At 42.4% G+C, this 24,732-nt stretch carries 18 protein-coding genes; 4 read left to right on the forward strand and 14 right to left on the reverse strand.

The window, feature by feature from the left end:
* The first annotated feature begins 65 nt into the window (after positions 1–65).
* Together AXF23_RS00370 and AXF23_RS00375 are read left to right on the forward strand one after the other, a co-directional pair.
* Positions 66–557, forward strand: coding sequence for a T9SS type A sorting domain-containing protein (locus tag AXF23_RS00370; protein ID WP_107623904.1), 492 nt, complete (start codon positions 66–68; stop codon positions 555–557).
* 42 nt (positions 558–599) lie between these two features.
* A complete protein-coding gene (locus AXF23_RS00375) occupies positions 600–1,514 on the forward strand; it encodes a hypothetical protein (protein ID WP_107623905.1) in 915 nt (304 codons plus the stop codon).
* Positions 1,515–1,632: 118 nt separating this feature from the next.
* Here the strand turns inward: AXF23_RS00375 and AXF23_RS00380 are convergent, their stop codons facing one another.
* The 7 genes from AXF23_RS00380 to AXF23_RS00410 form a co-directional block, all read right to left on the reverse strand.
* A complete protein-coding gene (locus AXF23_RS00380; RefSeq protein WP_107623906.1) occupies positions 1,633–2,526 on the reverse strand; it encodes a ChaN family lipoprotein in 894 nt (297 codons plus the stop codon).
* Positions 2,523–5,378, reverse strand: a complete 2,856-nt coding sequence (locus AXF23_RS00385) for a M16 family metallopeptidase (RefSeq protein ID WP_107625746.1) — start codon at positions 5,376–5,378, stop codon at positions 2,523–2,525. The genes AXF23_RS00380 and AXF23_RS00385 overlap by 4 nt, the downstream gene beginning before the upstream one ends.
* Before the next feature lie 26 nt (positions 5,379–5,404).
* The gene (locus tag AXF23_RS00390; protein WP_233251204.1) at positions 5,405–6,619 is read right to left on the reverse strand and encodes a DUF4929 family protein; all 1,215 of its coding nucleotides are present in this window, start codon (positions 6,617–6,619) and stop codon (positions 5,405–5,407) included.
* A gap of 17 nt (positions 6,620–6,636) precedes the next feature.
* Positions 6,637–8,022, reverse strand: a complete 1,386-nt coding sequence (locus tag AXF23_RS00395; RefSeq protein WP_107623908.1) for a RagB/SusD family nutrient uptake outer membrane protein — start codon at positions 8,020–8,022, stop codon at positions 6,637–6,639.
* Positions 8,023–8,077: 55 nt separating this feature from the next.
* Positions 8,078–11,128 carry a SusC/RagA family TonB-linked outer membrane protein gene (locus AXF23_RS00400; protein ID WP_107623909.1) on the reverse strand — a complete coding sequence of 1,017 codons (3,051 nt, stop codon included), beginning with the start codon at positions 11,126–11,128 and terminating at the stop codon, positions 8,078–8,080.
* Positions 11,129–11,139: 11 nt separating this feature from the next.
* Entirely contained in the window at positions 11,140–12,036 is an 897-nt protein-coding gene (locus AXF23_RS00405; RefSeq protein WP_107625747.1) for a sirohydrochlorin chelatase, read from the reverse strand.
* Positions 12,037–12,368: 332 nt separating this feature from the next.
* Positions 12,369–13,493 (reverse strand): 5-methyltetrahydropteroyltriglutamate--homocysteine S-methyltransferase, encoded by a 1,125-nt coding sequence (locus AXF23_RS00410; protein ID WP_107623910.1) that lies wholly within the window; start codon positions 13,491–13,493, stop codon positions 12,369–12,371.
* Positions 13,494–13,658: 165 nt separating this feature from the next.
* Between AXF23_RS00410 and AXF23_RS00415 the strand changes: the two genes are divergently transcribed.
* Complete coding sequence (locus AXF23_RS00415) at positions 13,659–14,135, forward strand: Lrp/AsnC family transcriptional regulator (protein WP_009011759.1); 477 nt, start codon at positions 13,659–13,661, stop codon at positions 14,133–14,135.
* A gap of 629 nt (positions 14,136–14,764) precedes the next feature.
* Here the strand turns inward: AXF23_RS00415 and AXF23_RS00420 are convergent.
* From AXF23_RS00420 to AXF23_RS00455, 6 genes are all read right to left on the reverse strand, one after another.
* The gene (locus AXF23_RS00420; protein WP_009011758.1) at positions 14,765–16,117 is read right to left on the reverse strand and encodes an alanine/glycine:cation symporter family protein; all 1,353 of its coding nucleotides are present in this window, start codon (positions 16,115–16,117) and stop codon (positions 14,765–14,767) included.
* A 1,772-nt stretch (positions 16,118–17,889) separates the two neighbouring features.
* Positions 17,890–18,234, reverse strand: coding sequence for a 50S ribosomal protein L20 (gene rplT / locus AXF23_RS00435; protein ID WP_004383393.1), 345 nt, complete (start codon positions 18,232–18,234; stop codon positions 17,890–17,892).
* Between the two features lie 36 nt (positions 18,235–18,270).
* Positions 18,271–18,468: a 50S ribosomal protein L35 gene (rpmI, locus tag AXF23_RS00440; RefSeq protein WP_009436018.1), complete on the reverse strand. Its 198-nt coding sequence runs from the start codon at positions 18,466–18,468 to the stop codon at positions 18,271–18,273.
* A gap of 125 nt (positions 18,469–18,593) precedes the next feature.
* Positions 18,594–19,274: a translation initiation factor IF-3 gene (gene infC / locus AXF23_RS00445; RefSeq protein WP_089366830.1), complete on the reverse strand. Its 681-nt coding sequence runs from the start codon at positions 19,272–19,274 to the stop codon at positions 18,594–18,596.
* A 692-nt stretch (positions 19,275–19,966) separates the two neighbouring features.
* A complete protein-coding gene (locus AXF23_RS00450; RefSeq protein ID WP_042856147.1) occupies positions 19,967–21,037 on the reverse strand; it encodes a zinc ribbon domain-containing protein in 1,071 nt (356 codons plus the stop codon).
* Positions 21,038–21,163: 126 nt separating this feature from the next.
* Positions 21,164–23,260: a peptidase U32 family protein gene (locus AXF23_RS00455; protein ID WP_107623911.1), complete on the reverse strand. Its 2,097-nt coding sequence runs from the start codon at positions 23,258–23,260 to the stop codon at positions 21,164–21,166.
* On the opposite strand from AXF23_RS00455, the gene AXF23_RS15765 reads away from it, so the two are divergent.
* On the forward strand, positions 23,248–23,697 hold the full coding sequence (locus AXF23_RS15765; RefSeq protein WP_146156712.1) for a hypothetical protein: 450 nt from the start codon (positions 23,248–23,250) through the stop codon (positions 23,695–23,697). The two genes, AXF23_RS00455 and AXF23_RS15765, sit on opposite strands and share 13 nt — an antisense overlap.
* Here AXF23_RS15765 and metA read toward each other — a convergent pair.
* Complete coding sequence (gene metA / locus AXF23_RS00460; RefSeq protein WP_107623912.1) at positions 23,627–24,517, reverse strand: homoserine O-succinyltransferase; 891 nt, start codon at positions 24,515–24,517, stop codon at positions 23,627–23,629. The genes AXF23_RS15765 and metA overlap by 71 nt on opposite strands.
* Between the last annotated feature and the right edge of the window lie 215 nt (positions 24,518–24,732).

A 24,732-nucleotide genomic window follows, 5' to 3' on the forward strand; every position in this document is an offset into this window, starting at 1 on the left:
CACGTCCATCAACAGTAAGCACAGTAATATAAAACAGACATCTTATTAATAAATCAAACAAAACAATGAACCGAAAATTAATCTTTCTTCTACTGCTCGGCTGCCTTCTCACACCTCTCAGTGTGAGAGCAGCAGGACCAGTAAAGTTCTTCTGCGTAGAACTTCGTGATGGAACAAAGGCTGAGTTTGCTCTATCAAGTCAACCGCAAATCACGTTCTCAAATGGAAGTATGACAGCAACAACACCAGAGAAGACCATTACGGTGGAACTGGGACGCGTGCTTAAATACTTTTTCAGTAGTACTCCTACAGGCATTTCCCTTCCAAGTAAACAGCCTATAGGCAAACCACAAGTAGAGTATCACATAGGACATGTCCTCCTCTACGGTCTTCCTACGGAGGCTGCAGTTAGCATTATGACGATAGACGGTCGACGTGTCTTTAAGGGTCATGCAACAGCTGACGGTAAGATAGACATCGACCTATCAACCTACTCTAAAGGCATCTACCTACTTTGTACGCCAAATGGGAACATCAAAATGGCAATAGATAAATAATAACTTAACGAAACAAATTAATAACAATCAAAAGACAAGAAAATGAAAAAATATATACTTACACTTCTCCTTGCTTTCACGTTCGGGACACTCTTTGCACAAACCTATCAAATGAAGGTGGTAAAGAAAAGTGGTGGTACAATAGAAATCGACGCCGATGACATAGAGGACATCACCTTTGTAGCTAAAGAAACACCAAAGGGCTCAACGAAATATGTTACGCTTTTTGGTGTGAAATGGGCAACAGGAAATCTGCAATATGACAAGGGTACATGGAAAATTGCAGACAATCAATGGGAATACTTTAAGCCACGATATGGACTTCACAGAAACTCTACTGAAGCTTATAATCATGAGATAGAACAGGCTGACGACCAGATCGACCATTTCAACTTTGGGGTATGTGGTAACAACGCCCTCACTTACTCGAAAGACGTGTGCGGAAATACGACAAAGACAGATATCGCAGGTAAGATGTACACAGACGATAAATTCACAAATGAGACAACTGATTTCAATCAAGCAGCATTCGGTGATATCGCTTATTGGGCTACGAAAGGAACTTATCGTCTACCACGCTATTCAGAGGTCAGCACATTAGCACAAAAAGGTAAATGGCAGTTTGGCTATGTCACGGTAGAAGACAACAAGCAAGTCTATGGCTATTTGGTTACCGAACCAGCAGAGGGTGAGTTTGCAATGACAGTCAGATTCCCAAAGGAAATAACGCAAGACGATCTCTCAAAAGGCCTTTTCCTTCCATGTGCTGGTTCACGCTATGATGATACCAAGGCTGTGAGATATGCAGGATATGGTGGTTACTATTTCTCTTCTATCCTCTTTGAAGATGCAGCAGATTATGCTCGCGCAATCACATTCGACAATGACGGCATCTATGGTGACAATGGTGAGAACTGCCGTTGTGGGGATTCTATCCGTCCTGTAGTAGTTGAATAAGACGCAGAAGGCTACTCATGACTATACGAAAAGAATTTCAATCATAGCCATGCTATGCGCATAAAAGAATGCGGACACTCGATAGGAGCGTCCGCATTTTTACAATACTGTTTTGTGATTAGTAAGATGTTGTCATATCCTCAGGTACACAGATATAAAAATCAGCAATACCCTTATAGTCTTCTTCTAAATGAGATATGTCTTCTTGTCTGACAGCTCTCACAACCGTATAGGTTGTTCCTGGTTTGTATTGCAAGAGATAAGGAATAATACCATCATGGTTGTCAGTATGGAAGTTACCATTGAAATGAATAAATTTCGATGGTAGGTTCTTGGCTATTCGCCAAGCCATCGTAGCGTCTTTGATAGCTTGTGCCTCAGCAATCTGACGTGGGTTGGCATCCTTATTCTTACCCATGACACCCATGAGTGCAAATCCTTGTTCAACACTCTCGTTCGTCTGAAAACGGATGGGGAGCGGTGCCATGTACGACTTCGCCTCCGTAGAGAGCGAATCAAGATAGGCCAAACCGTGCTCTTTCACTGCTGTGGCATAACGACGAGGAACATTCGTAGCAACGACAGGGATATGATGTTCGCGTGCATAAGAGATTAGACCCGCATAATCAGTGCTGTAATTCGGCCAGAGACGTGCCTCGTCCTCAAAGCGATCACCTGTTATCTGTCCGTGAAGATATTCATCAAGGATGAGTTGGTTATCGCTTTCAAACATCTCCATACCCATCTTTAAGCTCTTTCCATGGACTTTGTAAAGACTTTCAAGGAGTTTCTGCTCCAGCCAGTGAGTTATCACACAGTTGTGGATCTCGCCTACAAAGACAACATCAACTTTTGCTATAGCCTTTATCAACTGGTCGTATGTTATTGACTTTCCTTTACTGTCATACAAGCGATAGGCCTCTGGTTGCGATTGTGTTTGTGCTATTGCCTGAGTTGCCATAAGCATACAAATGAGGCAAACAAGTAAACGTAATTTCTTTATAATCTTCATTTCTTTTGTGTTTTATATACTACATATCTTTGATTCCAAACAATCAATTCGTTGATCATCTCTTGTAATGTCTTAGGTGTGATCTCGTTAAGACACATCGAATAATGTTCGAAGTCGTGCAATGATTCGCCATTTTTAATAAGTGACATCAAAGCTGTTTTCCATTCAGAAGGTGCCTTATCGTTAAGCACCTTATCTTTCGTGACGAGGAATGAGCGTTTCATCTTATTAAGCTCTGAGGCTGTGATAGGTGTCGTCTTTAGCTGGTTTATGATGTCTTGCAACAAATATTCTATTCGTTGCTGGTTGCCGTCCTTCATCGATACAGTAATCAGAAACTCATATTTCTGCTGTGGCACACCATTATAATAAAGGTCTACAAAAGGTGAATAGACCAGATTCTCCCTTTCACGTAACACCTTCAATAACCTGTCTTGCAACACATCACGTATCAGTTTCAAGCACAGAGAATTACGGAGTGAAGGAGAGTAATTACCAGCAAAAACGTAGTTGACAAGTGTTTGATGGTCATTACCACCATCAAAACCCTTCGTAAACATCTCTTTACCAACCCTGAAAGGCGTATTGTTCAGCGGTAAAGGCATCGTTTGTTTAGGCATCTGGGCAAACGTCGCAATAGCCTTTGGCAACACTTCTCTCATAGAGAAATTGCCAGTCAACACTATCGTGAGCCGTGAAGGATCGCCAAACAAACGTTTATAATAGTTTGTAAGTGTGTCAATATCCAATGTCTCCAAGACCGATTTAGTAAGGTAGCTCCTGCTATTATCAACTGAATTGCCTACCAACGAATCTATGGTCATTGTCATTAAACGGTCGATATCATGTGAAAGCATCTTGTCGAGTATGGTCTCTTTGCCTAAGTCTTCAATCTCTGCAGCTACAGTCTCCTTAAAGTCCTCACGGTTGATACCTGGGAAATACATCTTCTGATAAACCAAGTTGAATAGTTCTGTAGCTTTATTGGAAGGTGAGGAAGCCAAGAGCTGGTGCCAGAACGCATCTTCCCCAACCGTCATAGAAAGACTCTCTTGGGTCATATAAGACAATAAGCTATCATTTGCAACCTTAGACAAACCACCCATATCTACGTAACTAATAGCATCATACACTTTTAATTGTTGTGGTAGTGATAAGTCAGCAGTTCCCCCACGTCCTATTGCAGCCAGGGAGATAACGGAGTCCTCGTCAATGGTCGGTCGGAGAATGAGCCTGACCCCATTCTTCAATATCACTTCTTCTATCCCTAAGTCGCCCCATTGCTGTTTACTCTTAATGCTCTCCGCCATAAAAGTAGCTGGTTGGACTAAACACATGGGAGCCTTGACACGCATTTCTTTTACTTGTTCTTTTCTATGGAAATGATAGGGCTTCATTTGCTGTTTCTTTCCCATTCGCCATGCTTCATCAGCTTTTTTAGCTGTGAGATAGCCTTCCTTTGTATCTTTCTTGACCGATGTGTAAGCATACAGACGACTGCGTCTCATTTGTTTAAGAACATCACCTAAGAGTTGTTGCAGCTGGGAACTCGTCGTCATCGCAACTTGTTGTCGTACCCATTCCACCTCACAAGGCATCCAAAGGGTGCGATCTCCAGCTGTGATATAATCAATGAAATCGTCGCAGATGTTAGCCGATAGGTTCTGAGTAGTGTCAGATGTGAGATGGTTTAGACGTGAGGCAACAAGTTGCTGTAGTTCGTCATGTGACACACCAAAACGTAAAAGACGATGACACTCTGCTGAGACAGTACTAATCTGACGCTCTAAATCGATAGTAGACGTACCACGAATAGACAGTACGAAATGGTCTTTATTAGCTAAATACCAATCATTTGAAACGTTACACTTCACTTCATCTGTCGTAAAACGATCATCTAAGCATTGCAACAACATACGCATACGTTGCTTCGTAACCACATCTTGCAATGTTCGACGAACACAAGTGGTATGTGGGACTATTACTTCTAACTTGCTTTCCGACTGTATGCTGTCTACAATATGCATCCAGCTGGCACCCTTAGCATAGCTCATATCAAACTTAATTATAGGCTTGTCATCACGACTTGAAGGTATAGAGCCAAGCGTATGAGTTAGTTTCTCTACCACTTCAGGCACATTGACTTGCCCAACAATAAGTACGGTAGCATGAGAGGGGTTGTACCATCGCTTATAAAAAGCCTTCAACCGGTCGCTATTAATGCTATTGATATCGTGTTCCGTTCCAAGCGGGATACGTTCAGAATAACGATTATGCCCCATCTTTAGACGATAGAAATCATCATTTTGTTGGTAGCCTCGCAGCTCTTCGACAATGACTCCTCGTTCTTTTTTCACACGTGCATCATCAAACTCTATCTCATTTAGCCAATCGTGAAGGGCTAAGAAGGTGCTATCAAGTATCTCTGTGTGATCAGAATAATAAGGCAAAGAAAGCCAATAGATTGTGCGATCGAACCCCGTAAAGGCGTTAATATCACGCCCAAACTTCATACCATGTCCCTCAAAATAATCAATTAGCGAACGATTAGGGAAATGTTTCGTACCTATAAAAGCACTGTGCTCAAGGAAATGTGCACCTCCACGCTGGTCGTCTTCCTCCTGTAAAGAGCCAACATCCATAACCATTCGTACCTCAACACAATGACGTGGTAAAGCGTTCGGCAAGATAATATAACGCAATCCATTCTGCAACTTCCCTTCAACAGTTCCTCTCGGAAGCGAGATAAGTCTATCACCACTCAATGAAGGTTGTGCGAAAGCGCAACCAGAGAATAGTAGACCGAATATAAGAAATAACCAAAAAGTAGATAGAATGGACTCTTTTCGCATTTTCTTCATAAATCAATTAGAACTTCTTAGGGATGTAAGGTATAGACTACAGACACCTGTTCGTAGCCATTACCATCGGCATAGTCCCATGGGAAAAGGAACGATAGCTTCCCCTTCTGAAGGTCAAGTGTAGCAGAAGGCGCAACCCAATCACTTGGATTATTACCAAACTCATCGTTGCTTATATTGCTCATACCAAGGAACTTATTAGGATTTAACGAGCCACCCTGCATAAAGAAATCATCATCAATGGTATAACCAACTATCTTCCCGTCTTCCTCAATCTCTACAATGGAGCCTCTCTTCTGAAGCAAACGCTCCCATAAAGAGTAATGATAGATGAACGGTAGACCCGTTATCATGTCACCATATTGATTCTCTTTTTGTGTTGTAAACGTAATAGCCTTCGTAGACATATCGAGGGTTATACCTCCCAAGCTGACGTCAAAAGTCTCTTTATCTTCTTTGTAATCAGCTGCCTTCACAGCTGCTCTACCATAAGGAGTCTGCATAAAGAATTCTTCGTCTTCAACCGTCTTACGTTTTAACACATCATAGAGGAATGTTGTTAATCCCATAGGGTTGCTCACCATCTTAAAAGTTGGTGCATCAACAGTAGCATCATCAGCAAGTGTTATCACACTATACCCCTTATACGTGCGCTGTGCCTGTCCTTTAAAGAAAGTCTCCTTATCTGCTGTATTAAACGTGATTGTCGTCTCAACAGGTATCTTTCCTATCATACGCATAAGATCTACACCATACTTTGTCTTCACATCTGCTATGAGTTGTAATTGTGCTGGCGTGAGCGCAGGTATGTCGGCATCAGGATTAACAGTGATTTTCACTCCTTTCCCGAAACCTTTCACGGATGGTGTAGAAGCTGAGACAACTTGCAACGTAACTGTACGAGGGACAGAGAGGACATGATTACCATTCGATCTCACACGAACAATAGCCTCCTTCTGCCCGGGATTAAACACCACATTCTCATCTTCCAAACGTAGAATATTATCATCATTGCCAATAAACGCAAGCTTAATTTCTACCTTTTCTTTAGGAGCAAAAGCAATCATTGCATGCACTGACACACTTGTCGTGTCGTCTTCAGACAATAATGCAGTGCTTGGAATGGTAAGTTCAACATCATTTGTCATACTTTCTGTGGGTATTTCCTCCTCATGGCAGGCTACTAAAAAGAATGACATTAACACTAATAAACTATTGAGTAACTTCTTCATTTTTTGTTCCATATAAATTAATTAGAAGGCCATCCAGGGTTCTGTTCCACTTTGTTAAATCGATATTCAGACACAGGAATAGGGAATGTCCAACGATAATCATCGCTCGCTACACTGGTTGTAGTACTATTCCCCCACTGAGATTGTCGTTTTAAAGTAGCAGCATGTGTACGCTTAAGATCAAAGAAATTCACGCCCTCACCTACAAACTCACGTTGCTTATCAGTTAAGATAAGGTTTAGAAGTTCTTGATTGGAAATCGTCGATGGGGCTTCAGCAACCCCTATACAATGCCAATAATGATTGATTAATCTACGAGCAGCCTCTGTATCTCCCTTTCTGCAATATGCCTCAGCAACAATAAAATAAGCTCCAGCATACCGCATCGTATTGATGTAACTCGTTGACTGATTTTGCTTATTGCATCGGTTATACTTTCCAAGAAGCTCTCTATTAGAGCCATTCATCATAAATGGATAAACAAACGAGGCTTTTCGGAGATCTGACCCAACAAAACTCAACTGTGGATTGACCATAAAATAATCACCTTCCTGACTACTATATTGGATGCCAGCATAGTAAGATGAGTTATTATTAAAAGCAAAGATACGCCCCGAATAGCTGTTTTTTGACCACAGACTATTAAGTCCTTCTGATGTGAAATAAATATCATTGCTCTTGCTAAGAACCTTATTTCCAGCATCTATAGCCCCTTGGTAATCATTTGAATAGAGGGCTAAGTCAGCTAATAGATACTGTGTAGCTTCTTGTGACAACCATCCATTACGGTCAGAGCTGTGCTCTACAGAGGCGGCATCAGTAAGCAATTCCTTTATCTTTGCAACACATTCACGTATTGAAGAACGCTGTTTATCCTCAATCCCAAGTTCAGTTTTTAGGATAACCCCAGGCGCATCAGGATTAACATCGTAGGCTGGAGCAAAGATTCTTAGCAACTGTAGATAGCATAACGCCTTCAACGTCTTAGCCTCAGCAGCTATCACAATCTTTTCTTTCTCCTCATTTTCATTCTCTGCTTTTACTCCATTCATACGCCCAAGAAGTCCATCACATTGTGCAATCACATTGTAATAATCTTGCCAAAGGTTTGGTGCAAGCTTGTTTATCTCCTTATCATTCCAATTATAGAGATTCAATGAACTGATATCTTTTATAGACAAAGAGGTGGGAACAAAGTCGTTCCCCAATAAAGAAAACTCATATTCTTGATGAGGATAAGACGAATAGGCCGATGCCAACAGTGATCGAGCATTTGAGACATTCGTTATTGCATCTGGATCAGAGAATTGGTCTTGGGGTGGAATGTTAAGACTACAAGCCGTTAACAGTGTCAGACACGCTCCTACAACTACACTTTTGAATATTAATATACCTTGTTTCATATTGTATTATCCATGCGTCTTAAATGTAAAACTACTCTACTTACATACTATATCATTAGAATGTCAAATTGAGATTGAACGTGAATATTGGCTGCATCGTACCAGCAAGCGTGCCACTCTCAGGATCAGACTCCTTATATCTTGTCCATGTAAAGAGGTTAGAACCTTGTAATCCAAGATTAGCATATCGAATGAATGGAATTGTCTTCTGTAACCATTTCGATGGAACTCGGTAACGCAGTGATACGCTCGAGAGTTTTATGTAATCACTACTTCCTATCGTCCTTGTGTTAGGATAGAGCGCAAGATTCCCCTCGGCAATACTCTGCGTATAGAATGGGGTCCAGTATTCCTTATATTCATCGCCTCGTTTAAACCACATCTTCTGTGTTTGTCCTGACACAGCATTGTAGATTGCATTGTCACTATTACGCACATATTGGTAAGAGAAGCGTTGCTTCCCACCAAAGACATAGTAGAACGACACGTCAACATCGAATTGCTTATAAGAGAAACTGGTGTAGAAGCTACCAGAGTATGGAGGTGTCTGATGACCTAAAGCAATAAAATCATTCCTTGTGAGTGGTTCCGTACCTTGCTTTTCTACTCCTTCTGGGGTCAAGAAGACAGGATAACCCGTGAGTGGGTTGATGCCTAAAGAATGTAAACCATAGATCATGTCGTATGATTTACCCACCTCATAATTAGGCACTATTGACTGTTCGTCAAGATAGAGCTTATCCGTCCAATAGAGGCTTACTACCTTATTATCATTATAAGCTATATTTCCTCCCAAAGAAAGACGACAATCAAAAGCATCTATAATCTTTGCATTTAATCCTATTTCTATACCACGATTTTGCAAGATACCAATGTTCCGTTTAAGAGAGGAATAGCCCGAACTTGTTGCGATAGGTACATCTAAGAGTGCTTGTTCAGTACGCCGATTGTACCAGTTCACATCAAGTATAATACGCTTGAATAACTCTACGGTTAAACCTAAGTCTGTAGACTTATTTTGTTCAGCCTTCAGATCTTTATTATATAATGATAGTAATGACAAAATACGACTTTCCTCATAAGCCTGCTCACCAAACATAAACGTACCAACAGTATTAGAAACAGTCACACCATTAAGATTTGCCGTAACACCGTATGATGCTTTAATATTTAATTTTGAAAGGACCTTATTATCTTTCAACCATGAATAATTTGTTGGTGTCCAACCCAAACCTGCTGCCCAAGCCGTATTCCAACGCTTATCAGCTGGGAGTATTGATGAAGCATCAGCCTTATATGTGAAGTAAGCATCATAGACTGAATTATAAGTATAACCTGCCACGACACCAATACCCATCTGTGCATTCTTGTCACGAGGATTTCGTACAGAAGGCTGACGCATTCCGTGTAACGAGTTATTAATTGCAGAAGGGGCATCAACATTGCCTACTCCATATCCGGTGATACCCACGGCATCATAATTATACAAATAATAGTCGTAGTTTGCACCAAGCGTAACGTCATGAACGTCTGCAAACACATGATTATAGGTTGCTCGGAGATTACTTGACAGGTTAATTGTCGTTCCTTTCATTCGACTATATATGCCTCTCGCATTATCAGGGACGCCAGTGTTTTGTTCAGTGAATGAAGAAGCTGGCGTAAAGTTATGATTATCATCCTGAAGATAATCTAAACCAGCAACGTAAGCTAAGGTAAAACCTTGCCATGGCGTTAAAGTTACGTTTATGTCTACCCCCGCATTCTTATCTGAGGCATCACTCTGATATTGTTGTGTGAGATCACGATAACTTCTATTCGGATAAGAATAGAGTTCACCTGTCTTTTGTTCGTAAGGATTAAGATTATAAACTAAAGATGTGGGGTCGAATGATGATCCATTAGGCGACTTACTCTTAGCATAGCCACCAGACACACCAATCATCAGATATCCTATCTTCCCCAACTGCTGGTCTAAACCCATACGAACACTAAACCGTTGCTTATTATTACCTTCTATACGCCCGCCTTGATAGGTATAGTTCCCAGAGAGGAAATAAGTTGTAGTCCCACTTCCACCTTTTATACTGATGTTGTGTTTCTGATAGAAATTATTACGGATAAGTTCCTTAAACCAGTCTGTATGGATATTTCTTAAAGCTTCCAAACGCTTTTCTCCTTCTGCTATCAATTGTTCTTTATTGGGGTCGGACGCATGATAACGTTCAAAGTAATCTCTACTATAGCGATAGCCTGGAGCTGCAGGATTTTGTAACAAACGCTCTAACTCTAATTTTTCATCCGTATCCATGAGCTTTACGCCACGCCTACCACGCATCGTCAGGCCCATATCAGTGCCGTAGGTAAGGGTCATCTTTCCATTATAACCGCGCTGTGAACTTATCTCCAACACACCATTAGCAGCCTTTACACCATACAAAGCACCTGCAGCTGCATCTTTCAGAACCTTTATACTTGCTATGTCTTGTGGATTAAGATTGTAGAATGTCTCGGCGGAGATAATCTTTCCATCGAGGACATACAACGGCTCATTACTCGTGTTGCCATGACGGAAAGAAGAATTGCCTCGTATTCTGATCTGTGGCTTACTTCCAATATCTCCCGTATTGATAACGTTCAATCCAGGTACCATACCTTGTAGAGCCAACCCCATGTCAATCATTGGTTTCTCGTTGAGACGTTTCATATCTATCGACTCAACGATTCCTGCCTTTGCACGAAGGTCGATAGCATTGATGTTACTCTTTGCCTTCACCACGACTTCGCCCAATTTATTCTCTGACGATTGCATCTTTACATCTATCTTCTCTCTCCCGTCATAATTGACTTTCTTCTGAGCATACCCGATATAAGTAAAGATTAACACTGAACTTTTATTAAAGTCGCCATTCAATTGATAACGACCATTAACATCTGTAATAGTTGCTATCTGAGTTCCTTGGATCCGAACGGTCACACCAATCAGTGCCTCATCACTGGCATCCGTCACATAACCATATACCCTACTTTCTTGGGCTCCTACCTCCTGAGAAGGAATAAAGAGCCCAAGAAACGTGAAAAGACACCATAATAAAAGGTTCTTCATATCGAAACTATTTATCGTTTGCTTTCAACCCATTTATTTGTTTGGGCTACTATCCAATCTACCACAAGCGGAGTACAAGCAGGAAGAATACCATCTGCACTATACACGATGTCTACTCCTGTCTTCTTAACAAGATCTTTTTGTACATCTGTCATCTTATGACGATCAGCCATACGCTTCACATCAGAGGTCAGATAGATACCCTGAACTATGATTCGCTTCTTCTTTGCTGAAGCTTTTGTCAATAATGGCATCAACTCATTGGCAAAATCATGTCCCATTTCGATAAGAGCATGATCAACATAATTAATCTTTGTATGTTCTTTAGTGTACTTATCAACATTCTTTAGGACTTCTGCCCAAAAGCCATCTCGTTCAGGATCACCATGAGCCAAGAAGATTACAGCTTCATTAGGTGCGTCTTTAGAAAGGCTTTGTACCCGATTTAACATACTCTCTTCTAACAAGTAGCTATAATAGAAAGTTGGACCAAGGATGATGGGTGTTTTGGTATGTACCAACTCTGTGTTCTCCTCTGCCAACTCTTCTCTTACGAAAGGATTGTATTTATGTCCGAGAATATTTGGAAGGTCTTCTTCAGTATGACTTGATGGTGCCATAAAGACAGGAAGAGCAAAGATCGTGTCTGCACCTTCTGCCTCACATGCCTTCACTACAGAAGCCACGGAAGGTTCGGTATATTCCATAAGTGCCACCTTTACGATATCTATACCTTTGAGCTTCTTTTTTTCAACTTGCTCTTTTACAAGTGGTTCAAGCGCTAATACAGGTTTGCGCCATGACTCCATAGGCGATCCATGAGCTACGATTATCAATGCAGTTTTAGCACTTAACGATGCAAAAGTTGTTAGCAGCGCAGCTAACACTAACATAATTTTCTTGTTCATATTCATATTAAATTTTATTCTTTTACCTAATTCCATGGGTATCAAAAAGATGTTATAAATTCTTTGGCAAAAGTATAACATTAGTCAGAATAAGACAATACCTAAAAATAATGAATTAAGACAACACTTCATGGTACATATTGCTTAACAACGCTAACCTAACTTTTTACTGATTTTACAGGGAGTCTGTAAATTTATAAAAGCTGAACCCCTCACATGGAGTTCAGCCTTTATATTCAATATGGACTTTTATGATACAAATTATGTAGACAACATTACTAAATGGTATTAGAAGCAATGTTCCATATCAATACTTAAATGGGTTGTTTCTCTTATTTACCCCACACCTCCGCAGCAATCTCCTGCACAAGGTCTATCTTTGCCCATTGCTCTTCCTCGGTGAGTTTGTTACCTATCTCACAGGAAGCAAATCCACATTGTGGACTAAGACAGAGGTCGTTATGAGGAATGTAAAGTTCTGCATCACTTATTCGGGCCACTATCTCTGCAGGGCTTTCGAGTTCTGGACGCTTCGTGGTGATGAGTCCGAGGACTACCTGCTTGCCGTTTGGGATATACTTCAACGGCTCGAAACCTCCAGAACGGGCATCATCATACTCCAAATAGAATGCATCCACGTTCTCTTGCGCAAAGACATAAGGGGCAACAGGGTCGTATGCTCCTTCGGCAGCGTAAGTGGAATGGTAATTACCACGACAGATATGTGTGGTGAAAGCAACTTCCTTTGGTCGTCCTTCAAGGGCTAAGTTATTCACCTTTAGATATTTCTTAGCCAAATCGTCGAGTGTTTTCTTGTCTCCTCCATGTGCTTTCCAATAGTTCTTGTCGACCACCATACCCCACGTGCAATCATCAAACTGAATATTATGACATCCAGCAGCATAAAGGTCGACAATCACCTGACGGTAGGCCTTCGCAATATCCTCAATAAGCACGTCAACGCCAGGATAATACTTCAACGTATTCTTTGTGTTATCACCTCTGAACAGTTCTGCAAACAACTGGGCTGGAGCAGGTATCGTTTGTCGGGCTGTCACACCCTCCTCTTCGAATTGCTTTACGAACTTAAAGTGCTCTACAAATGGATGATTCTCACCACTAATACGACCAGACAAAGCAATAGAACCACGTGTTGTCTCCTCTCCGTGGAATTGATAACCATGGTCGAGTTCTATCTCCTCTATGCCATTGAAACCCCACATAAAGTCTAAGTGCCAATAGCTTCTACGGAACTCTCCATCAGTTATTACCTTCAAGCCGTGAGCCTTCTGCTTAGCAATAAGGTCGGTGATGAGGCGATCCTCAACAGCCTTCAACGCTGAAGCATCAATCTTCCCTTCAACGAATTTCTGTCTTGCTTCCTTCAACTCTGCTGGACGAAGAAAACTTCCTACGATGTCTGCACGATAAGGTGCATTTGCTCTGACACTGCTCATATTCTTTTACCCTTTCTTTTTGTTATCATTATGAATGTGGATGCAAAGTTAGAGAAATTCTTTTTGACTTCAAAATATTCTTGTTTATTCGGAAAATTATACTAACTTTGCCATGAATTAAGGTTTTACACAGAATATTATTCTACTAAAACAGCAATTTACAAAATGGACAACACAACGATATTAGACGATATTGACAGAAAGATACTGAAGATTCTTCAGCGTGACTCCCACCTAACTGTCAAGGAACTGGCGGCCCGTGTTCATCTCTCGCCCTCGCCTGTCTTCGAACGACAAAAACGATTAGAACGTGAGGGTTACATAGAGCGCTATATGGCTGTGGTTAATTCTCATAAGGTTGGAAATGGCATCATGGTTCTATGTAACATTCGGTTAAAACAGCACACACAAGACCTCATCCAAGAGTTTATGGACGTCGTACAGAATATTGATGAGATAACTGAATGTTATAACACCAGCGGTGACTATGACTTTCTTATTAAGGTTTATGCACACGACATGAAGCGTTATCAACAGTTCATGCTCAATACGCTGGGTAAGATTGATTGTATTGGTAGCCTTCATAGTATCTTTGTCATCGACGAGACAAAGAACACTCATGGGGTTCCTGTGACGGAATAGGCCTAAGTCTAAGAGCTGCCCTGACTCTCCTCGCAGCCGAACAATCTCTCTTCCAGTTCTTCTCCTGCTTAGAGAGGTTGGGGAGAGCCTCCTTTTCGCAGGAGTATCTTGGTAATTATCTGTGTTACTCGGTGCTTGGTTGTTATCAGTGTTACTCGGTGAGAGCAGGAATGCACTCTCTCAATGAAATAAAACACAAACAATTCGCTGGGGTGTTTTTTCTCTTACAGAGTGGCACACAGCTCGCATCCTTGGGTAGTTCTTTCTCGCACAGAGGATATTTCATTCTCTCACGGAGGATAGTTTTCTCTCTCGGAGAACAGTTCTTTCTCTCACGGAGGATAGTTCTTTCTCTCACAGAATGCACAGATCTAACAGAGCATATTGGCGCACTGTTCGACCCCATGAGGAGGTGGCCCCTCCCCCAACCCCTCCCCCGCAGGGAAGGGGCGTAATATGTGAGGTTACCCCTACAAGTCTGCCAGTAAGAGGATAGAATGAAGCGTACATCCTCCCCATAGGGGTATCTCGGTGATCACGCCCCTTCCCTTCGGGGGAGGGGTCGGGGGAGGGGCCACCAGGGGAAGGGATGAGGGACCGATTGTTGTTGAAGCTACTCTCACCCCTCTCTAAGCCTCCTTTTTCTTCCTGTTAGCCAAGAAATTCTTGTATAACTTCTTCACCTGTGGAGCAAGGAAGATGATACCAATAAGGTTAGGGATGACCATCAGACCATTGAAGGAGTCGGCTAACTCCCATACCAGGTCGGCTGCAAAGAGACAACCCAAGAAGACAAAGAGGACTACAAGGGGGCGATAGAAACGAACACCCTTCTTACCAAACATGAACTTGATATTCATCTCGGCAAACATATACCAGCCTATAATCGTCGTAAAAGCGAAGAAAATAAGACTGATAGCAAGGAAGATGATACCTCCTTCTCCAAATGCTATCTCAAAGCCTTGTTGTGTGATAGCTACAGACTTTAAACTTGTGTTACTATAAACACCCGTAAGCATGATGACAAACGCCGTTGAGGTACAGATGAGAACGGTATCTACAAACACACCTGCCATAGCCACAAAGCCCTGTTCGCATGGGTCTTTGACATCGGCTAAAGCATGAGCATGAGGAGTGGAACCCATACCTGCCTCGTTAGAGAACAATCCACGTGCAACACCATAACGGATGGCATACTTCATCACTGTTCCTGCGGCACCACCTGCAGCAGACTTCAAAGAGAAAGCATCAGTAAAGATGGTACGGAGAACATGCGGCAACTGATCGGCAAACATATAAATAATAATCAATGAACCGAGGATATAGACTATCGCCATGAACGGTACTAAAAGCTCGGCAAGAGCAGTGATACGACGCTGTCCCCCAATGACTACAACGGCCACAACGGCTGCTAAAACAATACCTATCACCCATGAAGGGATGTTGAACGCATTGGTCAAGGCGATAGAAATGGAATTGGCCTGTACCATGTTGCCAACAAAGCCTAAGGCAAGGACAATGGCAATAGAGAAAAAAACAGCAAGCCACTTACTACCAAGACCATAATAAAGATAGTAAGCTGAGCCACCAACGGTCTCGCCATGGTATTCTTTCTTATACTTTTGGGCAAGCACAGCCTCGGAGAAGATGGTACTCATACCCAAAAGGGCTGACACCCACATCCAGAAGATAGCTCCTAAACCACCAGTAGCAATGGCTGTTGCCACACCACCGATATTTCCTGTACCAACCTGAGCAGCTACGGCAGTAGCCAAGGCCTGAAAAGAATTAACTTTCGTCTCACCTGGCTTTCGCTTCTTAAATATCGGACCAAAAGCATACTTAAACGCCAGATTTAGATGACGAAGCTGTGGGAAACCAAGGTAGACAGTGTAGAAAATGCCTACGCCTAACAATGCATACATGAGAAAACTGTTCCACAGAAACTCATTGAACGCTTTTACATAGTCTAATGGACTCATTGGCTACATAGTTTAGATATTAGTAATAGATTGATGGATAACTCCATCTTGAGATTGTTTCGCTGTAGGTAAGATATTTATCTCACTATCGGTCATTGACCGTTATGTCCCTTTACTCGCATTAATAGGATTATATCCTTTTAATCTGTTTAGATTATTCTTTCGGCACAAATATAGTTTTTTATCTTTTATGAAGCAACTACTAAAGCAATATTTTACTACATTTTTGTGATTTTTTAGGGATAGATTGCTTGTGATTTATACTATTATAATCCCTATAAAAACCATGTTTACACATTATCTTACAGTGTTTTACGGTACAAAAGATATTAGGAGAGGCAAAGAACACTGTCGGACTGAACAACAACAAAAAGATAGCATCACATCATACCAGCCTGATCCCTTCCCCCCTTCCTTCTCCCGCAAGAAGGAGTGTGATTAGTGAGATTACATCTATTAGATTACTTTACATGGGACGTGAGAATCATTCTCTCATAAAGGACACACCCTTTCTCTCACAGAGCACACAGATTTAACAGAGTTTTTTGTACACAGTTCAAGCCCATGAGAGAGTAGTCCCTCCCCCAACCTCTCCCCCACAGGAAGGGGCATAATATGTGAGGTTACCCCTACAAGACTGCCAACAAAGAACATAACGAAGCCTACATCCTTTTTATAGGGGTATCTCGGTGATTACGCCCCTCCCTTTTGGGGAGGGGAAGGGGGAGGGGCCATCATCTTTCTGGCCTTTGTGTGTTCTGGTCTTCTGTGTAAATCTGTGAGAAATAGAAAACACTCTCGCTATGAAATGAGACGCATGTAACACGTTGAGGAGTTTTTTCTCTCACGAAGGAATTTTCTTTCTCTCACAGAACTCACAGATGTAACAGAACCCATTTGCGCACTGTTTCGAGCCCACAGAACGCCTCCGGCATACAGATATCACAGAACGTTTCAGCTAAAGATGGCTGTAAGGTTCTGTGTTATCGGTTGACTTAATGTCTCTGTGAAACCCTGTGTGTTCTGTTCTTCTGTGTTTTTCTGTGAGAAAAAGAAGACACTTGAGAGTCGCTGCGGAGATTTTTCTCTCACAGAGCTCACAGATTTAACAGAACTTTCCACCAGCGTTTCGAACCCACAGAACGCCTTCGGCATACAGATATCACAGAACGTTACTGCTATTTTCAATACTAATAAGGGACAACACGAAGCCTACATCCAGCCCATAGGGGTATCTCGGTAATCACTCCCCTTCCCTTCGGGGGAGGGGAAGGGGGAGGGGCCAGCTGGGGTCGGGGGAGGGGCCATCATCTTTCTGGCCTTTGTGTGTTCTGGTCTTCTGTGTAAATCTGTGAGAAAAAGAACACACCCACTCTATGAGATGACACACAAACAACACGCTGGGGAGGTTTTTCTCTCACGCTGGGGAGGTTTATCTCTCACAGAGCTCACAGAGTTAACAGAGCCTTTTTGCGCACAGTTTCGAGCCCACAGAACGCCTCCGGCATACAGAGTTCACAGAGCGTTACTGCTAAAGAAGGGTGTTGGGTGATAGTTGTTAGGTGTTGATGATTAGCCATAGGGGTATCTCGGTGATTACGCCCCTTCCCTTCGGGGGAGGGATCGGGGGAGGGGCCAGCTGGGGAAGGGGGAGGGGCCAGCTGGGGACAGGGGAGGGGCCGCCCCCATAAACCAAAAAAGCTGCCACCCGAAAGGATGACAGCTCTATTCCGTTATAATGAGTACTCACACAAAGATGAGCTACAATAAATTTACTTTACTTTGTCAACAATAGCCTTGAAAGCTTCCTGATTGTTAACAGCGAGGTCAGCGAGCACCTTACGGTTAATCTCGATACCAGCCTTGTGCAATGCACCCATCAACTGGCTGTAGCTCATATCATAAAGACGAGCAGCAGCGTTGATACGCTGAATCCACAATGCGCGGAAGTTACGCTTCTTGTTACGGCGGTCACGATAAGCATAAGTCAAACCCTTCTCATAGGTATTCTTTGCTACCGTCCAAACATTTTTACGGGCACCATAGTAACCCTTAGTCTGCTTCAGAATTCTTGTTCTCTTTGCTTTTGAAGCAACATGATTGACTGATCTTGGCATAGTTTTTCTTTCCTTTTAATTTGTTTGACTAATGAATTAACGAAGTCTGAGCAAGTCGCGTACCTGCTTCAAGTTTGTACCATCCACGAGCGTCTGGTGAACAAGATTTCTCTTCTGTTTCTTTGTCTTCTTAGTCAGAATGTGACTGTGGTAAGCGTGATGACGTTTAATCTTACCAGTACCGGTGAACGTGAATCTCTTCTTTGCGCCGGAATTTGTCTTCTGTTTTGGCATTTTTGTAAAATTTAAAATTGTTATTTATATTCATCTGTGGCAACGTATATACCAGGACGTTACGCACAGGGTTGCTCATCTTGCCCCTACCCTATCCTTTCAGAAAAGAGCTGGCTCAACAAGCGTTAGTCAATATTCAACTTCTTCAAAGCGTCTGCACCATTCTTGGCATTGGCAAACAGTCCACCGTCGGTTGCAGTCTCCTCAGCGACCTTCTCTGCAGCAGCCTTTACACCAGCCTCAGCCTCCTCACGGTCACGCTTCTGTTGGCTCTTCTTAGCAACGCCAGCCTTCTTAGGTGCAAGATAAAGGAACATCTTCTTGCCCTCAAGTTTTGGGAGTTGCTCCACCTTTGCAAGCTCTTCAAGGTCGTTGGCAAAGCGCAACAACAAGACCTCTCCTTGTTCCTTAAAGAGGATAGAACGACCACGGAAGAACACGTATGCACGTACCTTGTTACCTGCATTGAGGAACTCTTGTGCGTGCTTGAGCTTGAACTTATAGTCATGCTCATCTGTTTGTGGTCCAAAGCGAATCTCCTTCACCTCCTGTTTCACCTGCTTCTGCTTCATCTCCTTCTGATGTTTCTTCTGCTGGTAGAGGAACTTAGAATAGTCGATGATACGACAAACCGGTGGCTGCGCATTAGGAGATATCTCCACAAGGTCAACTCCTGCTTGATGAGCCAGCTCCAACGCTTTTCGCGTAGGCATAACTTCTGCCCCATCATCACTTACCACACGTACTTCCCGAACGCGAATCTGCTCGTTCACGCGGTACTTCATTTTCATTTTGTCATTCTTCATTCAACTATTTTAAAGAGTATAATTTTGCTAAACGAGTGCAAAGTTACTATTTTACAACTGATTAACCAAGGATTTTATTGATATTTTTATCATCGAAGCATGAAAAAAACTTAATCAGAAAGGCTAATCAGTTCAGCTGCTCATGAACATTACTTATTAATGGACATAACGAACGTCAAATCCCGAAAACAAACTACCGAACGAACTAAAACACAAAGACTGACGTCAAAGAGTTTTTGATTTTCCTGTCATGTCTGTCATCTATTACGAGCATATAACTAATTAGTTCCCAGTGAGGTTACGTGAAATGTTAAAAGTGACAGCAAACTAAAATAAAAAAAAGTTCTGTATTAAGCCTATAAATAAGGTAAGTGAACATCTGTCATTCCTCTACTTCAATACACCTTGGGAGCAACATCTTTCGCAGAGAGGGATAATGGCATCTATCCGTATCTGCACATGTGCAAAAAACACAAAGGCAATACGAACGAACAAATCTACCTACCCCCCTCGTTATTACCTAACAGGTGTATTTATAAATACAATCGTTCTCTTAGTTGTTGTACGGATCTACCATATCTATTCAACAATGTCTTTCTGTAAGTAAAAGGTTTGTTCCTCCTTAAATAAAAAGTCCCTTACCTTCATAAGGTCTGGCACTCCTTAATTCAGAAAGAAACCAAAAAGTATCTTTATTCATTGATTGCACCACAATGCGGACACCTACCCTTTCGATGGAGACGAACGCCACAGTTGCCACAATAATAAGTTTCACTACTCTTACGTAAATAGACACGGAAGGCGTAATAGATATAGACTATGAGAAGTGGATAACCTATATAATATAAGGTGAGCACGGAGAAAACAATATAATTGACGGCACACACAGCTCCTAACCCACAAAGATAAAGTAGGGTTTCGCCTGACTTCAATAATCTTCGGACGTCATCAATCGTTGCGATACCAATAATGAGCATGGCCCATACCAATACTAAGAAGATATTAAGTAGGGGAGGCTGCGAGAAAGGATTAAGCGAAGGATGGAAATAGAACTCACGCCACGTCTCTGGAGCAAAGAGCTGTATACTGGCATAGAAGGCTGCGGATAGTGCCACAATAACGGCTAACAGCGTAGGATAAAGCGAACTAATATCATTGAAATGTACGATATGTGCGTTCTTCTTCAATATCTTACGTGCCAGATAGCCAACTCCCATAATGGAGATAACAATCAAGAAGATAAGCAAGTGGATATTAGAGAATGTAGAGATGAACTGAGAGATAGGGTCAGCTGGGTCTACCTGCTTTAAGAGACGGTTCTCATGAACCCACCCAAAGGCATAGTCCTCCGTAGCTATCTGCACCCATACCGAATCCTGCTTATCATTAGGAAGAATACGAATATCAGCCACAACGACCTCCTTTCCTTTCTTCACAGCAAAGGAATCTGTCTCCATCTTATTGACAGCTTCCTCTGGTTGTTGACGAAGAAGCATCAGAGAATCAGCTGTCACAATAAAGTTAAACCCTTGTGAATAGTGATGTTTCACACGAAAAGACAAGGAGTCTACCCTACTCCGTGTACCACTCCATTCAATGTTATCAGTATCTTTCTCCTTTAAAATAGAGTCGCCCCCAGCCTCTATTCGTCGGGAGATTTGTGCCTCTTGAATACTGTCTGGCAAACGGAAGGAGGATGGTGTCTTCTTATGATAACAACCTGTTAGCAAAAAGCTAAGCAAGAAGAGAAGGAATACCCCCATTAGCCCATATCGTTGTAGGGTACAACTACTTGCCTTTTCTCTCGTAGAAAAGTCAACACGGGGCTCTCTTTTCAGGTTCACTTTATCCATAATCATAATGATTGGTAATGAATAATGACTTTTCATTTAAGTAGCGTTTCGTACATTCATCTGACAATTCTTACAATCAAACTCTAAACGAAAACGTCGCTTATCTGGTAGTTCGAGGAAGAGTGGTTCACGCCATGTGGGTTTCTTTCCACCTCGTTTCACACAATAGCCGAGCGAATAACGAATACAATGACGACACTGCATCAATAGATGAGAGACGGCATCTTTATCCCCCCTGATAGAAAACGACTTTCCTGTTGACTCTGAACCATTGTCTACAGAAGGATATTGAATTTCAAAAGCAGGCTCAGCTTTGGTCAGTCCCTGCTGCTCATAGAACTTATGGGCAACATCATTGGAGATGTTATACAGATAAGGCATTTGCTGATACTGGGCAGGATTTACCACTGTTATATGTGGTTTATGGTCAGACACCTTATCCACCGATTTCCTATGAATCGTCATACGCTGCCTATTCAGTATCTGTTTATCAAGTTCCTCTACCACCATACGGCGAAGTTCTGCAAGAATACTGCTTGGAATAAAGTACTTATCAGCCTCGTCAACTATCTCAACCTCTGTACATTCATATACCGTATTACCCAATTTAGTGAGCTGGCGTATGATGTTATCGCGTTGAGGCTTTTGGGCAAGTTGGAGACCTCCCCCATACCCTCCAAGGGGAGGAGAGAGCCTTACGGGATGTTCGTTGGATATTCGTTCGTTAGATGTTTGCTTTGGAGTAGCACTTCCTATCACCTCTGCTTTTGCCCATATTGTCCCACGCCTATCCGTTAGGCACTCCCCTCCTTCGGAGCGGTTGTGGGAGGTCTCAGGTGAGGTTCCAAACCACATCTTTATCTTAATCTTACGTTCAGCAGTCTTACCGCTCAACTCCTTATCAAAGGCTTGGTCTTGATTACGATACAAACTCATCCCTGCTTTTAGGCCTTTTGGCATCTTAAACGGATAGAGTCGATTACCCACAGCACGGTTCACACGAAATCCCTCCAACCGTGTTGACTGATTGACTGGGTCACGTGAAAGGAAACAGAGTCCGTCACCATTCGCAAAGTTTGCTGTACTGGACACGTTAAAGCTGTCTCGTCTTATCTCTTTTACCCTACCAACAAACTCACCCAATGCCTTTGGTGTATCAGGAGAGAAGATATCTGCCTGCCTTCCTTTGAGGAAGTAATTGGTATAACCACGGTTGAATGTCTTCTTCAAATCGGGTGTAAACGAATAGCGCACACGTCCCAACGAAGCACGACGGAACTCGCCTGAATGCTTACTGATAATCTCGTCAATGCGTTTACTATAAGCTGACACAACATTCTTCACATAGTTTATATCCTTCAGTCTTCCCTCTATCTTAAAGGCACAAGCCCCTGAACGCATCAGTGTTTCAAGGTTATCAATCTGACTCATATCTTTTAATGAGAGTAGATGTCGCTGGTGTTCGATGGTCTTTCCGTCTGAATCCTTCAAATCAAACGCCAATCGACAGAACTGTGCACAGGCACCACGATTGGCTGAACGTCCGAAACTATACTGGGAAACATAACATACACCACTATAACTTACACATAATGCTCCATGTACGAAGGCTTCCAACTCAAGGTTTGGCAACCGCTTATGAATATCGCTTATCTCTTCAGCAGACAATTCACGAGCAAGTACAACACGATCAAAACCCTGCTGACTCAGCCACTGGGCCTTCTCCCATGTACGTGTATCACATTGTGTACTGGCATGGAGTGCTACCGTATCGGGTACTATCTCCCTCACCTTACTCATCAGCCCCATATCCTGTAGAAGGAAAGCGTCTACCCCTACGCCCACCAACTCACGCACCAAGGCCATTGTCTCTTCGAACTCATCATTATAGATAATCGTATTGATGGTCACATGAACCGTGGCACCATAGCGGTGAGCATATTCGCATAGCTTACCAATATCCTCCACACTATTACCTGCAGACTGACGTGCTCCAAATCGAGAAGCACCGATATATACGGCATCTGCTCCGTGGTCAATAGCTGCCATTCCACATTCAAGATTCTTGGCTGGCGCAAGGAGTTCTATTGTAATGGGTGTTGGGTGATGAGTGTTGGGTGATGATGATTGCATATTGTTGGGTGATGGGTGGTAATTGTTGGGTGTTGGGTGTTAATTGTTGGGTGATGGGTGGTAATTGTTGGGTGTTGATGAAATGTATAGGACAGGATGAACGTTGGGTGATAGATGTTTATTGTTGGGTATTGATGAAGTGTTTAGAGGATGATGAGCATCGGGTGATGGGTGATGAGTGTTGGGTACTGATGGAGTGTTTAGAGCTTGATGAGGTGATTGAAGGTATTAACAACCAATGTCGTCTATTTATGGTGAACAAAGATGCTAAGCAAAATTACTATTCTTCAACACCTAACATTCAACACCTAACACCCTATTCCTCAACACCTAACATTCAACATCTAACACCCTACACATCAACACCTAACACCCATCATTCACCACCCAAGCTACCCAATTCACAAATAGTAAATTGGCATGTGCACGCCAGGTGACAAGCGGACCATTCGCTGGGTTGTCATCACGATAATAATGTTTCGGGACCTCTACATCGTCTCGCTTACCGAGGTCGCGGTGATACTCCGTGTCGAGGGTATCTGGGGCATACTCTAAATGACCGGTGATAAAGAACTCTCGCCTACTACATGACCTAACAATAGACACACCACTCTCTGCTGATTCAGCTACGATCTCGAGGTCGGCGACTCGTTCAATATCCTCACGCCTTATCTCTGTATGACGACTCTGAGGCATACGGAAGACATCATCAAAACCACGGAAGATAGGCAGTTCGGGCTTTAGAGGAATCGTAGGGAAGATACCAAACATCTTCTTTGGTAATGGATACTTAGGGATATCATAGAAATGATAGAGTCCTGCCTGTGCTGCCCAACAGATATAAAGCGTTGAACGCACATTCTCACGAGCCCAATTGAATATCTCTTGTAGCTCTTTCCAATAATCCACCTCCTCGAAAGGCATGTCTTCAACAGGTGCTCCAGTGACTATCAACCCATCAATCTTCTCCTTGCTTAGTTCCTCAAGTGTATGATAGAATCGGTCGATGTGTTCCGCTGGAGTATGGCGGGAGACATGACTCTTGAGTTTCATGAAGCTGATATCTAACAGTAGTGGACTATTAGAAAGAAGGCGTATGAAATCAGTCTCCGTCGTAGCCTTGAACGGCATAAGATTGAGTATGACAATGCGAAGCGGACGTTTATCGTCCTCCTTAGCAAGTATATCTTCTATGTTGATATTCTCACGCTTCAGCATATCAATGGCGGGAAGTCCGTCAGGTAATATCAATGGCATATCCTGTTTCCTTTATCTTTAATGGTCGTATAAGCATACAACCCTACTTTTCTCTACTATAAATAAGCTACAAAGATAGTAATTAATAAGAGATTGCACAAGTCTTATCTACACAAAAGTATAACAACGAATACGAATAGACATCCACCTATCCTTCCCACAACAATACCTTCCTCTATAAGAATAAACACAAAAGGCTCACGCTAACCATTCCT

The sequence above is a fragment of the Prevotella sp. oral taxon 313 genome, assembly GCF_003043935.1.
GTDB lineage: Bacteria > Bacteroidota > Bacteroidia > Bacteroidales > Bacteroidaceae > Prevotella > Prevotella jejuni.